Genomic DNA, 13,454 nt, shown 5'->3' with positions numbered 1-13,454 from the left:
GCGGGAGGGAAGGTGGGCGGGACCATCGCGTCCGCGCCAGCAGCATTTTACGCCGTGCTCTACCAGAGCCGCCGGGGGGACACAAACGGCGGGTTTCCGATCGTCATGGCGTGGCGACAGGTATCATAATGCTATTTTTAGAAAATGCGCTGACAGATATTGAAATCTGTCAGCGCGATGGTGTATGTTGACGTTATGATCAATTAGCACTGTCTGACCTCTGGGGTTCAGCGGCTTCAACTGCGAAGGACCGCTTCGATGAAGATTGAAAAGCGATTGTTGCACTCACAATTTCAGGACTGGCTGAATCTCCAGGTTGCCCGTCACCTGGAAGCGCAGGCCGCGAAATTTCGCGGGCCGGCTGAATTGGCCGAGCCGATCCAGATCAAGGCGCACACGACGGACGCCGATATGGTGCACGCATGAATGAGGCTGTGGTTCTGACATCCGAGCGCATCCTCGAAGTGACCGAGGACGTGTTGCGCCGTTACGGGCTCGCCAAAGCGACGGTCGTCGACGTCGCGAGAGCGCTCGATGTCAGCCACGGCTCCGTCTACCGCCATTTTCCGAGCAAGGCGTCGCTGCGCGAAGCCGTGGCGAAACGCTGGCTCGAGCGGGTCAGCGCACCGCTGGCGCAGATCGCCGCGGAGCCCGGTCCGGCGCCGGTGAAGCTGGAGCGCTGGCTGCGCGAGCTGTTCGACGCCAAGCACAAGCGCGTCTGCGAAGACCCCGAAATGTTCGCGACCTATCTGACCCTTGCGCGCGAAGCCTGCACGGTGGTCAAGGCGCACAAGCAGGACCTGATCGCGCAAGTCGAAGGCATCATCACCGAAGGCGTCGCCCAGGGCGCGTTCGATGTCGCCGATCCCAAGACCGCGGCCGCCGCGATCTTCGATGCGACGCGCAGCTTCCATCACCCCGCCCACGCCGACGAATGGGCCGATTGCACCTGCTCGACGCGGGTCGATGCCGTGCTGACGCTGTTGTTGCGCGGGCTGGCGGCGCGCTAGCCGACGTAGCCAGTAGGGTGTGCAAAGGCGCATGGCACGATTTCTGTGTCTTGCCGGGATCGTGCGCGCCGTGGCCACCGTCGATCAGCACGTTCCGCCGCGAGACGGTGAGCACGGCGCCGCTGCGATCTCGCGTGAGGTGACGGCACGGCAGCGCCTTCGCCCACCCTACAGATCAGTCAGACCGCTGTTCACCGCCAGCCGCACCAGTTGCGCATCCGTCTGCAATCCCGTCTTGGCCTTCACCAGATAATGATAGTTCTGCACCGTCTTGATGCTGAGATGCAAATTGCCTGCAATCTGCTCCGTCGTCAGGCCCGAGGCGAGCTGGCGCAGGATTTCGATCTCGCGTTCGCCCAGTCTGTCCAGCACCGTCTGCTGCGGATCGAGGCTGTCGGCGGCGAGCACATGGGCGACGTCGTCACTCAGCGCACGCTCGCCGCGGACGACCATGCGGATGGCGCGGACCAGCGCCGAGGGCTCGCTGCTCTTGGTGACGAAGCCGCTGGCGCCGGCCGCGAAGGCTGCCTTCACCAACGGCGCCTCGCCATGCATCGAGAACACGAGGATGCAGGCGCGGTTGTCGCGGGCGCGGATGTTGCGGATCGCCTCCAGCCCGCTGGCGCCCTTCATCGAAATGTCGAGCACGACGACATCGGGCGCATGCGCCTTGAACGCGGTGTAGGCGGCCGCGGCGCTGTCGGCTTCGGCGATGACGCGAAATCCGTCCTGGCTTTCCAGCACGCGGCGATAGCCCTGGCGGACGACGGGATGGTCGTCGACCAGCAGGATGGAAATGCCGGGCTCGGTCATCGGCGGATCTCAGGCGGCCAAGGGAATGATCGCGGAGACGCTCAGCCCGCGCGCGGCAGGTTCGATCGAGAGTGAGCCGCCGACGGCCGCGATGCGCTCGCGGATGCCGGTCAGGCCGAAGCCGCTCGACTGAGCCAGCTGCGCCGCGTCGCCGCCGCCATCATCCTCGACCGAGATCACGAGCGCGCTGTCGGGGCCGGCGCGGCGCTCGACGCGCAGCGACACCTCGCTGGCGTCGGTGTGGCGCAGCGCATTGGTCAGGCATTCCTGTGCCATCCGATAGGCGGTGACCGCGACCGGCCCCTGGATGTCGGCGAGATCGCCGTGCAGGTCGAGCCGGATCGCCGGCCGCGCCGCATGCTGATAGTTCTGCGTCAGCGCGACCAGTCCGGCTTCGAGCCCGAGCTCCTCGGCGAGCGGCCGGCGCAACCGGCTCAACGTGCCGCGCAGGCAGGCCATCAGATGGCGGACCGATTGCGTGATCATGCGCGCATCCTGCGCGACCTGATCGCTGCGATGCTTATCGTCGAGATGCTTGTCGTCGAGATGCTTGTCGTTGAGGTCCTTGCCGGCGCTTTCGATGGTCGACGCAAAAGCGAGGATCGCGGTGAGGTTCTGTCCGAACTCGTCGTGCAGCTCGCGGGCGAGCGCGCGCCGCTCCTCGTCGCGGATGTCGAGCAGGCGCTCGGTCAATGCCGCGCGCTGCTCGCTGGCCTGCGCGAGGCGGTCGCCGAGCTCGCCGACGGCGCGGCCGATCATCGCGAGCTCCATCGAGCGGAAGCGCGGCAGTGCGGGCCGATGCTCGCCCTCGGCCATCCGCTGGAGCGCCTGGACGATGCTGCGCGCCGGCGCCAGCGCATGCGCGATGGCGAGCGAGGCCAGCACGCCGATCGCCACCGCCATGGCCAGCGCCACGCCAAAGCTGTCCTGGATGCGCTGCCAGGCGAGCTGGATCGCCGCGTCGGGATCGGCGATCGCGGAGACCGTGCCGGCCGTCGTTGCCCGTGCGCTGATCGCCTGCGCCACCGCGGCGTGATCGCCGAGGATCGTTTCCACAAGGCCAGCGAACCAGCGCGGCGGCGCCGCGCCGAGGCCCTTGCTCTGGCCGCACAGCGGCTTCTCGAAGGCGGCTTCCGGCTTGAACTCGACGCAGATGCCCGGCGCGATCAGCTTCATCGTCTCGGTCGTGCGCCAATCCGGCACCGGCAGCAGATGGTCGCGGGTCCGGTTGCTGCGCAACAGCAGCTCGCGCCAATACAGCGCCTCCAGCGCCTGCGAGACGCGCTCCGCTGAGGCCGCGGTGGCGCGGTCGACGCTGCGATAGGCATCGACGGTGACCCAGACGCCCGTGGCCGCGAGACAGAGCAGAACGATCAGCGCAAGGCGCGCAATCAGCTGGAGCACGAGGCGCATGCGATCCCTCCACCGCGTTTGGTGCAGCGTAACAACGGCCCCGTGCGCCGCCAAGCGAATGCACTGCAACAAGCGGCAGGTTGGGAAAATTTCCCGAAGGCCCCGAGGCAGATGTCTTTGGACGCTGTTTCGCGGCTCTGCTTAACTCCGAGACCAAAGCGCCCGAGGACGGGGCGCATCGGGGAGTGCATGCATGAGCGTGGTCAGCAGTGCCGACAAAGTGGAACCTGCGCGTGACAGCGCCGAGCGCGGGCCGCTGCTGCTCTGGATGATCTTCACCGGGCTCACGGTGTTCGCCGCCGTGGTGCTGGCCCGCTACGGCTACTTCCATCTGATGGTCGCCTCCGACCGCACCTACATCTCCAGCGTCGTCGCCGTGCTCTATGTCCTGACGTGCTGCCACTGCTTCTGGCGGACGCGAGCGATCGCGCGCGAGGCCGATGCCGCGAAGCGCTGCCGCGCCGTGCTGATCGGCCCGGACGCGGAGCGCGCGCTCGAACCGGATGCGCAACTCCTTCCCCAAGGGCTCGTCACCAACCACATCAAAAGCCTTGTCATCAAGGCGCAGGTGCAAGGAGCAGGGCGGCTCGACCAGACGCTGCTGCTACGGACGCTCGCCGACCGGCTGCGCGGCTCCAACGGCTTCGGGGGCTTCGCCTCGGACACCTTGATGAAGCTCGGCCTGCTCGGAACCATCATCGGCTTCATCATCATGCTGGCGCCGATCGCCGGCCTCGACGTCAACGACAAGCTGGCGATGAAATCCTCGATGGGGCTGATGAGCGACGGCATGGCGGTGGCGATGTACACCACGCTCGCCGGTCTCGTCGGCTCGATCCTGGTGCGCATCCAGTACTACATGCTCGACGCGGCCACGGGCCGCGTGTTCTCCGATGCGGTGATGCTCACCGAAACGCGGGTGACGCCGCGGCTCGAGCGTGCGATGGAGCACGCTGCGGAGCAGGGCGCATGATGGACGATTTCGGGCTCTATCCGCGCGAAGAGCAGTTCGATCCGTTCAGCGTGATGCTGTTCAAGGCGCTGCAGATCGTCGCGTTCTTCTTCTTCATCGCCGTGCTCGCGATCTCGCCCGACGCCAAGGACGGCAAGGTCGACAGCAAGGCGGAGTTCCTGATCACGATGGACTGGCCGGACAATCATCCCGATGATCTCGATTTGTTCGTCCAGGACCCCGTCGGCAACATCGCCTGGTACCGGCATCGCGAGGCCGGCTTCCTGACGCTCGATCGCGACGATCGCGGCGGCGCCAATGATTTCATCCTGGTCAACGGGCTGAAGATCCCCTCGCCGATCCGCGAGGAGATCGTGACGATCCGAGGCATCGTGGCCGGCGAATACACCGTCAACATCTCGCATTTCCAGAACGTCAGCGGCGCGCCGGTCGAGGCCAAGGTGAAGGTGCAGAAGCTGAACCCGACGGCGCAGGTGATCTTCGACGACAAGGTCGTGCTCGATCATTCCGGCGATGAGAGGACCGCGTTGCGCTTCAAGCTCGATGCCACTGGGAAAGTCATCGACGTGCAGCGGCGGCCGAAATCCTTGCTGGAGACCTTTCGCAACGTCCGCGCCAACGGCGCCGACCTCGATCCCAAGACCGGTGTCAGGATGATCAGCCGATGATGAGCAGTCTCCAGACCGTCATCGTCACGCTGTCCGTGTGCTACGCGCTGATCGGCGCACTGCTGCTCCTGGTGCTGGTCTATGCGCGGCTGCCATGGCCGGTGAAGGCGGTCGCGGTCGTCGTCACCAGCGCGTTCTATGTCGGCAGCTTCGTCGGTGCCCGGGGCCTCCTCGGCTGGGCCAGCGTCGACCGGCTGCCGAAAGCCTTCAAGGTGCTGCAGGTCAGAATCGTCGATCCGCACAGCGTCGAAGGCGATCCCGGCGCGGTCTATCTATGGGTCGAGAAGCTCGACGAGGACAACCGCCCGAGCGGCGTGCCGCGCGCCTATCGCATTCCCTACAGCGACACGCTCGCCGACAAGGCGCAGCACGCCGCCGATCAGATCGCCGCCGGTCATCCGCAGGGCGGACGCGCCGCCGATTTCGGCACCGGCGACGGCGGCGTCATCGACGCGGCGCGCGAGTACATCCTGCCCAAGACCATCATCGAGACCGCGGGCGGCGATCCCTCCACCGGCGAGTTCAAGGCCGCGAAGAATGCCGGCGACGGCGTCTCCTTCACGCCCCTGCTGCCGCCGCGCATGCCGCCGAAGGATGAGCAGTGACTCGTCGGTGAAATTGCCAATTTCGTCCGTTGAAGCTAGGCTCGGGATCATTCGTTTGATCCACCCGAATGCGCGATTCATTCGTTGATTGAATCTCGAGGAGCTTCGCAATGCGTAAGCTGATGATTGCGGTCTTCGCTGTGATGCTGTGGCCGGCCGCACCGGCGTTGGCCTGGTGGGACGAAGGCCACATGCAGATCGCCTATCTGGCCTACAAGAAGCTGTCTCCCGCGGCGCGAGACCGGGCCGATGCGCTGCTCAAGCTCAATCCCGACTACGCCGGCTGGATCGCCGGCGCGCCTGTGGGCCAGGAGAAGCTCTACGCCTTCGTGCATGCGGCGACCTGGCCTGACGACATCAAGATGAAGCCGGACTATTACGACGATCAGGTGACGGATTCGACGGCGAAGCAGCTGGTGCCGTATGGCCACCTCAAGCATCAGTACTGGCACTACAAGGACGCGCTGTTCTCGGCCGACGACACGCCGCTGCCGCGCCCCGATGCGGTGGATGCGGTGTCGCAGCTCAAGCTGATGATCGCCAAGCTGCCGGCGAACACCGATGCCTCGGAGCCGCTGCGCTCGTATAGCCTGAGCTGGACGATCCACCTCGTCGGCGATCTGCACCAGCCGCTACACGCCATCGCCCGCTATTCGGCCGCGCTGCCGGACAAAGGCGGCGACCGCGGCGGCAATGAGGAGCAGGTGATCGCCGCCAACGGCGAGACCCAGAATCTGCACGCCTATTGGGACGGCATCTTCGGCGGCTATTCCACCGTGTTTGGCGCGATCTTCGATGCCGACCAGCGCGGCGGCCTGTCGACTGTCACGCCCGACGCCGGCAAGGCGCAGATCATCGACCCCGCGGTGTGGGCGCAGGAGAGCTTCGACCTCGCCAAGTCCACAGCCTATGCCGCGCCGGTTCGTGCCGACAAGCAGCCGGTGGAGCTGACGCGCGAGTACGAGACCAACGCCCGCGATCTCGCCCGCAAGCAGGCCGCGCTCGCCGCCGCACGGCTCGCCAACCTGCTCGAGGTGGTGTTGCGGTAGAGCCGCCTGCGCCTTACGGCGCCCGCGTCGGACGAACGACGATCTCGTTGACGTCGACATCGTCGGGTTGCTCGATGGCATAGCGGACGGCGCGGCCGATCGCGTCCGGCTGCAGGGCAATCGCGCGGTAGCTGCGCATCATCTCGGCTGCGGTCTCGTCCGTGATGGTGCTGGCGAGTTCGCTCTCCACCACGCCCGGGTGGATGCAGGTGACGCGCAGCGTCTCATTTTCCTGACGGAGCCCGTCCGAGATCGCCCGCACGGCGTGCTTGGTCGCGCAGTAGACGGCGGCGGTCGGCACGACCTGCAGAGCGCCGATCGAGGCGATGTTGATGATGTGTCCGGAGCCGCGGGCCAGCATGCCGGGCAACACCGCCGCGATGCCGTTCAGCACGCCCTTGATGTTGACGTCGACCATGCGATCCCACTCGTCGACCTTCATCGCGGCCATCGGCGAGAGCGGCATGATGCCGGCATTGTTGATCATGACGTCCACGTGCCCCCACAAGGCGCGCGCAGCCTCGGCAAAAGCCGCGACGTCGGCGCGGTTGGTCACATCCAGTGCCCGAACCTCGGCGGTTCGGCCGGCCGCGCGCAGTTCGGCGGCGAGCGCCTCCAGCCGGTCCAGGCGACGCGCGCCCAGCAGCAGCCGCGCGCCCGTCGCGGCCAACTCTCGTGCGATGCCAGCGCCAATGCCGCTCGAAGCCCCGGTAATCAGGATGACCTTGTCCATGTTCAACTCCCGTCAGGTGGTGACGGGCGGAAGCTAGGTTGCGGGCATTGTCACGACAATTTGCTCAATGATTGCCTCGGTGGTAAGCAAATCTAACCAATGCGCATCGACAAGAACATCATCGAGCTGTTCGTGGCGGTGGCCGAGGCCGGGAGCTTCCGCCTTGCCGCGGACCGGCTGGGCGTGACGCGGTCTGCCGTCAGCCAGGCCATGGGCAGACTGGAAGACCATCTCGGGATTTCGCTGGTCAGCCGGACGACCCGCAGCTTCAGCCTGACCGAGGCGGGACGCCGTTTCTACGCGGATGTCGCGCCGGCGATCGGCGCGCTGAATGCCGCCGCCGAACAGATCGGCGACAAGGCCGGGCCGCCGTCCGGTCTGCTGCGGCTGGCCGTGTCCTCCATCGCCGAACGCTTCATCTCCGGGCCATTGCTGTCCTCGTTCATGCAAACCTATTCCGCGATCGAACTGGACGTCACCATCACCGACGACACCTTCGACATCGTCGCCGAGCACTACGACGCAGGGGTGCGCCTGGGAGAAGTCATCGCGCAGGACATGATCGCCGTCCCGGTGTCCGGAGATCAGAGGCAACTGGCCTTTGCCGCACCAAGCTATCTGGAACAACACGGCGCGCCGGCGCACCCGCGCGATCTGATCCATCATGCCTGCATCGGCTGGCGGCCCGCGCCGCTGGCCGCTCCCTATCGTTGGGAGTTCACCGAAGCGGGCAGGGACTTTAATGTCGAGGTGAAGCCCAGCCTGACGACCAACGACATGTTGTTGATGATCCGCACCGCATGCGCGGGCGGCGGCATCACCTTCGGCATGGAGGAGACGTTCCAGCCCTACGTCGCGCGTGGAGACCTGATGCCTCTGCTCGAAAACTTCTCCGCGCCGTTTGCTGGATTCTACCTGTACTTTCCGCGGCGTCGGAACCTGGCGCCCAAGCTCCGCGCGCTCATCGATCATGCGAGGCGCGGCCTATGATGGCAGCGACTTCTTCATCAGAAATGTCGATGCAGTCGGATCGTCTTCGAAGCGAACACGTTCGTATCCGGCTTCTGGCAGACTTGTCTTGCCGGAATCGAAGACGACGGCGAGCTGCGTAGCCCGGATGAGCGAAGCGACCACGCTGCTGCCCAACACGTCCGCTGCGGCGTGCTGGATGCCTGCGCGGGGCATGACGGCGGAGGTTGGGGCGCCGCTTTCGCCAAGCTAACAGTGTCGTCCCGGCCTTGAGCCGGGACCCATACTCCGCGGCGGTCGTGATCGAGCAAGCTGCCAACTACACGCCTGCCTCAAGCCGCTCCCTGTGGGTATGGGTCCCGGCTCAAGGCCGGGACGACAGCGGAGGCTTTGGCGAGAATGTGCGAGCCTCGCGCGACCTGCCGTCCCCGGCCGGGCTACGAAGCAGCGAAGGCCATCTCCCGGCCCGAGACGAGATGCGATCGGGCAAAAATTCAGTTTCCTTTTTTCAGAAATCATGCTATCCACCATCATCCCGTCCCGAGAAGAGGGACGTAGCGCGCGATCGTCACGACACGTGGGCGGGGAAGCGATGGACGCTGGGCTGGCGTGAGACGAGCGCTTGGCCTTGCGGACGTGAAGTCGTGTGGTCCTGGCACCCCGATGCTGGTGTCCCCCGCGCGATGCGCGCAAGCGCATTGCTGCGGCACGGTGGCCAAAAAGCCGGTGCACCGAGGAGAGCACGATATAAGCGTTAAAACTGTCGCGCGGGGAATGCCGGATGTTCGGCTGAACCTGTGGTGACTGCCGCCTGCTTTTTTTCTGCAGGCGGGCCATGGGTTGCGGCCAGCGCCCGGCATTCCCCGCGCCCTCTCGTTTCGAGAGGGCAAAGCGATCGCACAGCTCGGGCGAGATCCGCCGCGAGGACGCGATGTCGTGTCGCCGATGGATCGGCCGCGCCGAAAAACTCCTTGCTCCGATCCGCCTGGTTTGATGTTGCTCAAATTCCGCGCGAAGCCCACTTGTACGGTGGAACCGGGAGGATACGGGTGCTGCTGGCGATTTTTACCGACATCCATGCCAACCGGCAGGCTTTTGCGGCCTGCCTGGAGGCGGCGCGCGCCCGCGGCGCCGAGCGCCTCATTTGTCTCGGCGACATCGTCGGCTATGGTGCCGATCCGGAATGGTCGGTCGACACCGTCATGGAGATCGTCGCCGAGGGCGGGCTCGCGGTGCGCGGCAATCACGACAACGCGGTCTCCACCTCGAGCGAGAGCATGAATGCCGAGGCGCAGGCGGCGATGGAATGGACGCGCGGCCGACTCAGTGCCGAGCAGCGCCGCTTTCTCGCCGAGCTGCCGATGAGCGTCGGTGACGAAGACCGGCTGTTCGTGCATTCGGAGGCGTCGAGCCCGCCGCGCTGGCGCTATATTCAGAGTTCGGCCGACGCAGCGCGCAGCATGATCGCGACCGAGGCGCAGGTCACGTTCTGCGGCCACATCCACCGTCCGGCGCTGTACTCGATGTCCGCCACCGCCAAGATGACGAGTTTCACCCCGACCGCCAACATGCCGGTTCAGCTGCTGCGCGGCCGGCAATGGCTCGCCGTCGTCGGCTCGGTCGGCCAGCCGCGCGACGGCGATCCGGCCGCGTCTTTCGTCACCTTCGACACCCGGACGCGCGAGCTGACCTATTGCCGTGTGCCGTATGATATCGAGACGGCAGCGCAGCGCATCCGCGACAACGGCCTGCCGCCCTGGCTGGCGCAGCGGCTCTCGATGGGGCGCTAGCGCATGGCGAGATCAAAGCTTCAGCCGGGCGTCGTGATCGACGGCTTCACGGTCGGCGACTGCGTGCATTCCGGCGGCATGGCGACGTTGTGGAGCGTCACGCGTCCCGATATCGACCGGCCCATCCTGATGAAGGTGCCGCGCGTCTCCGAGGGCGAGGACCCCGCGGCGATCGTCAGCTTCGAGATGGAGCAGATGATCCTGCCGAAGCTCTCGGGACCGCACGTGCCGGCGTGCTTCGGGACGGGCGATTTCGCGACCCAGGCCTATGTCGTGATCGAGCTGATCCCGGGCGAGACGCTGTACAAGCGGCTGCCCGAGTTGCCGTTGCCTTACGAGGAGGCGCGGGTGCTGGTGGCGAAGATCGCGACCGCGCTCGCCGACCTGCACCGGCAGCACGTCATCCATCACGACATCAAGCCGTCGAGCATCATGTTCCGCGGGACGGGGGAGGCGGTGCTGATCGATTACGGCCTGTCCTGCCACAAGCATCTGCCGGATCTGTTGCAGGAGGAATTCCGCCTGCCTTACGGCACCGCGCCCTACATGGCGCCGGAGCGCATGATGGGCACCCGCAGCGATCCGCGCAGCGACATCTTTTCGCTCGGCGTGCTCTTGTATTTCTTCACCACCGGCGTGCGGCCGTTCGGCGAAACCGAGACCTTGCGCGGCATGCGCCGGCGGTTGTGGCGCGATCCCTATCCGCCGCGTCAGCTGAAGCCGGACTATCCGCCGTGGCTGCAGGAGATCGTGCTGCGCTGCCTGGAGATCGAGCCGGTCTGGCGCTATCCGACCGCGGCGCAGCTCGCCTTCGACCTCGGTAATCCCGATCAGGTCAAGCTGACGGCGCGCGCGGAGAAGCTCAAGCGCGATCCGATCACCACCGTGTGGCGGCGCCGCTTCAACCGCGGGCTGGTGCAGCCGGAGACGAAGCCATCCGATGTCGCGGTGCAGATCGCCACCAGCCCGATCGTGGCGGTGGCGATCGACACCTCCGAAGGCGGCGAGGAGCTCAACGGCGCGCTGCGCGTCACCGCCGAGCGCATTCTTGCAACGCTGCCGTCGGCGCGGCTCGCCTGCGTCAACGTGCTCAAGCTCGGCCGCCTGACCATCGACCGCACCCTGGACGAGGCCGGCAACAACAAGCACATCGACCGCATGGTCGCGCTGAAGCATTGGGCCACGCCGCTGAAGCTCGACGCCAGCCGGTTGACGGTGCACGTGCTCGAAGCCGTCGATCCGGCCGCCGCGATCATCGAGTTCGCCGAGGTCAACCAGGTCGACCACATCATCATCGGCGCCCGCCGCGACTCCGTGCTCCGCAGCCTGCTCGGCAGCGTGTCGGCCAAGGTCGCCGCGGAGGCGGGCTGCACGGTCACCGTCGTGCGCACGCGCGCCGCCGCGCGTGAGATGGACGACGATGACGTGCCGGCGAAGGTCGGGGCGGGGGGATGACGCAGATGACCTCCTCTCGCGATGAACACGCGGCTGATGGCCCATGTGTAGCGCTGGCTTCGGAGCTGGACCCTCTCCATGAACACGCCGCTCATGGCCGAGGTGAGGCTCCGGTTTCGGAATTTACCCCTCATGGTGAGGAGCGCCGCGCCCGTCAGTTGGTGCTTGCGCAAGGTGCACGCCCGCGGCGCGTCTCGAACCATGAGGCCCGAGCTGAGGCCTCGCCCTTCGAGACGCGCGCTAAGCGGCGCGCTCCTCAGGGTGAGGGACGGAAGCGTTGCGTGAGGAACGACCTCATGGAGGTCTGCTCTCTCACTGATGGCAGAGGAAGTCGGCCACGCATGCGATCGATTGTTTCACCTTTCAACCATGACCGTCCACGCGCCATTAACAGCCTCAAATTCGAGCGCAGCTGCGATTGCCTTTCAAAAGTTCCGCCGCCAGAGTGACATTGTGACGCGCGTGCGGCGCGCAGTTTTGAATTGACCAGAGGGGACTGTCGATGGCGGCAACGGATGTGAGCATGGCGGGGACGGCGTCGCCGAAGCGCAGCCTGTTCGGCTCGTTGTTCTTCCAGGTCGTGGCCGCGCTGGTGCTCGGCATCCTGATCGGCGTGTTTGCGCCGGAAACTGCCCAGGGGCTGAAATTCTTCAGCGACGCCTTCCTGCGTTTGATCGCGATGGTGGTCGCGCCGATCGTGTTCTGCGTGGTTGTTCACGGCATCGCCAGCGCCGGCGACCTGAAGAAGGTCGGCCGCGTCGGCGTCAAGTCGCTGGTCTATTTCGAGGGCATGACCACGATCGCGCTGGCCTTCGGCCTGGTGCTTGCGTTGCTGTTCGGTCCCGGCCACGGCATGAACATCGATGTCTCCAAGCTCGATGCCAAGCAGCTCGCGAGCTTCGCCGACAACGCGCACAAGCTGCAGGGCGGCGGCTTCGGCGGATTCATCCTCAACATCATTCCGCCGACCGCGTTCGACGCCTTCGCCCGCAACGACGTGCTGCAGGTGCTGTTCTTCGCGGTGATCTTCGGCGTCAGCCTGGCGCTGGTCGGCGAGCCCGGCAAGCCGGTGGTCGACCTGATCGATTCCATCGCCAAGGTGCTGTTCAAGGCGATGGGCCTGATCGTTCGCGTGGCGCCGCTCGGCGTGCTCGGCGCGATCGGCTTCACCGTCGGCAAATACGGCATCGGCTCGCTCAAGCAGCTCTTGGCGCTGGTCGTGCTGTTCTACGTCTCGGTGGCCCTGTTCGTCGTCATCGCGCTCGGCCTGGTGATGCGGCTCGCCGGCCTCAGCCTGTTCAAGTTCCTGCGCTACCTGAAGGAGGAGCTGCTGATTGTGCTGGCGACGGCGTCATCCGATTCCGTGCTGCCGCAGATCATGCGCAAGCTCGAGGCGATGGGCGTCAAGCAGGAGGTCGTCGGCCTGGTCATCCCGACCGGCTACTCGTTCAACCTCGATGCGTTCTCGATCTATCTGACGCTTGCGGTCGTGTTCATCGCGCAGGCCACCAACACGCCGCTCTCGGTGAGCGATCTCCTGCTGGTGCTCGGCGTCTCCCTGGTGACGTCGAAGGGCGCGCATGGCGTACCCGGCTCGGCGATCGTCATCCTCGCCGCAACGCTCGGCGCCGTGCCGGCGATTCCCGCCATCGGCCTCGTCCTGGTGCTCTCGGTCGATTGGTTCGTCGGCATCGCGCGCGCCGTCGGCAATCTGATCGGCAATTGCGTCGCCACCGTCGTCGTCGCCGCCTGGGAGAATGATCTCGATCACGCCAAGGCGAAAGCCGTGCTCGATCGCGGGACCGCGGAGGAGGTGGAGTATCAGGGGGCGTGAAGGCCGATCGATAGGAGCGAGTGACGGAGCAGGACGCGCAGTGGGAATTGATCGCAGTCGCGAGCGAGGCCTCGTGCAAGGCCCATGGGGACAAGCTCTTCGTCGGCCTGCCATGCCCTGCGGCCACGAGGACTGATCGGGA

13 protein-coding genes are annotated in these 13,454 nt (G+C 65.9%); 10 read left to right on the top strand and 3 right to left on the bottom strand.

What is annotated here, in order from left to right:
- The first annotated feature begins 258 nt into the window (after nucleotides 1-258).
- Together NLR35_RS12225 and NLR35_RS12220 are read left to right on the top strand one after the other, a co-directional pair.
- Nucleotides 259-426, top strand: coding sequence for a hypothetical protein (locus tag NLR35_RS12225; RefSeq protein WP_257166779.1), 168 nt, complete (start codon nucleotides 259-261; stop codon nucleotides 424-426).
- A complete protein-coding gene (locus tag NLR35_RS12220; RefSeq protein WP_257166778.1) occupies nucleotides 423-1,010 on the top strand; it encodes a TetR family transcriptional regulator in 588 nt (195 codons plus the stop codon). The genes NLR35_RS12225 and NLR35_RS12220 overlap by 4 nt, the downstream gene beginning before the upstream one ends.
- A 168-nt stretch (nucleotides 1,011-1,178) precedes the next feature.
- Here NLR35_RS12220 and NLR35_RS12215 read toward each other — a convergent pair whose 3' ends face one another.
- Nucleotides 1,179-1,823, bottom strand: coding sequence for a response regulator transcription factor (locus NLR35_RS12215; protein ID WP_257166777.1), 645 nt, complete (start codon nucleotides 1,821-1,823; stop codon nucleotides 1,179-1,181).
- Nucleotides 1,824-1,832: 9 nt separating this feature from the next.
- On the bottom strand, nucleotides 1,833-3,236 hold the full coding sequence (locus NLR35_RS12210) for an ATP-binding protein (RefSeq protein ID WP_257166776.1): 1,404 nt from the start codon (nucleotides 3,234-3,236) through the stop codon (nucleotides 1,833-1,835).
- A 193-nt stretch (nucleotides 3,237-3,429) separates the two neighbouring features.
- Here NLR35_RS12210 and NLR35_RS12205 point away from each other — a divergent pair, with 193 nt between their 5' ends.
- The 4 genes from NLR35_RS12205 (at nucleotide 3,430) to NLR35_RS12190 (ending at nucleotide 6,531) form a co-directional block, all read left to right on the top strand.
- Nucleotides 3,430-4,209, top strand: a complete 780-nt coding sequence (locus NLR35_RS12205) for a MotA/TolQ/ExbB proton channel family protein (RefSeq protein ID WP_257166775.1) — start codon at nucleotides 3,430-3,432, stop codon at nucleotides 4,207-4,209.
- Complete coding sequence (locus NLR35_RS12200) at nucleotides 4,206-4,877, top strand: hypothetical protein (protein ID WP_257166774.1); 672 nt, start codon at nucleotides 4,206-4,208, stop codon at nucleotides 4,875-4,877. The genes NLR35_RS12205 and NLR35_RS12200 overlap by 4 nt, the downstream gene beginning before the upstream one ends.
- Nucleotides 4,874-5,482, top strand: a complete 609-nt coding sequence (locus NLR35_RS12195; protein ID WP_257166773.1) for a hypothetical protein — start codon at nucleotides 4,874-4,876, stop codon at nucleotides 5,480-5,482. The genes NLR35_RS12200 and NLR35_RS12195 overlap by 4 nt, the downstream gene beginning before the upstream one ends.
- A gap of 110 nt (nucleotides 5,483-5,592) precedes the next feature.
- A complete protein-coding gene (locus NLR35_RS12190; protein ID WP_257166772.1) occupies nucleotides 5,593-6,531 on the top strand; it encodes a S1/P1 nuclease in 939 nt (312 codons plus the stop codon).
- A 13-nt stretch (nucleotides 6,532-6,544) separates the two neighbouring features.
- Here the strand turns inward: NLR35_RS12190 and NLR35_RS12185 are convergent, their stop codons facing one another.
- Nucleotides 6,545-7,264, bottom strand: a complete 720-nt coding sequence (locus NLR35_RS12185; RefSeq protein WP_257166771.1) for an SDR family oxidoreductase — start codon at nucleotides 7,262-7,264, stop codon at nucleotides 6,545-6,547.
- A gap of 99 nt (nucleotides 7,265-7,363) precedes the next feature.
- On the opposite strand from NLR35_RS12185, the gene NLR35_RS12180 reads away from it, so the two are divergent.
- The 4 genes from NLR35_RS12180 to NLR35_RS12165 all read left to right on the top strand — a co-directional run bounded on the left by NLR35_RS12180 (nucleotide 7,364) and on the right by NLR35_RS12165 (nucleotide 13,312).
- Nucleotides 7,364-8,254 (top strand): LysR family transcriptional regulator, encoded by an 891-nt coding sequence (locus tag NLR35_RS12180; RefSeq protein ID WP_257166770.1) that lies wholly within the window; start codon nucleotides 7,364-7,366, stop codon nucleotides 8,252-8,254.
- 1,028 nt (nucleotides 8,255-9,282) lie between these two features.
- Entirely contained in the window at nucleotides 9,283-10,023 is a 741-nt protein-coding gene (locus tag NLR35_RS12175; protein ID WP_257166769.1) for a metallophosphoesterase family protein, read from the top strand.
- A 3-nt stretch (nucleotides 10,024-10,026) separates the two neighbouring features.
- Nucleotides 10,027-11,478, top strand: coding sequence for a bifunctional serine/threonine-protein kinase/universal stress protein (locus NLR35_RS12170; protein ID WP_257166768.1), 1,452 nt, complete (start codon nucleotides 10,027-10,029; stop codon nucleotides 11,476-11,478).
- A 502-nt stretch (nucleotides 11,479-11,980) separates the two neighbouring features.
- The gene (locus tag NLR35_RS12165; protein ID WP_257166767.1) at nucleotides 11,981-13,312 is read left to right on the top strand and encodes a dicarboxylate/amino acid:cation symporter; all 1,332 of its coding nucleotides are present in this window, start codon (nucleotides 11,981-11,983) and stop codon (nucleotides 13,310-13,312) included.
- The last annotated feature ends 142 nt before the right edge of the window (nucleotides 13,313-13,454 follow it).

Source organism: Bradyrhizobium sp. SRS-191 (genome assembly GCF_024586915.1).
Taxonomy (GTDB): Bacteria; Pseudomonadota; Alphaproteobacteria; order Rhizobiales; family Xanthobacteraceae; genus Bradyrhizobium.
The sequence above is the reverse complement of the archived record's forward strand: the minus strand, read 5'-3'. Positions and strand labels throughout refer to the sequence as shown.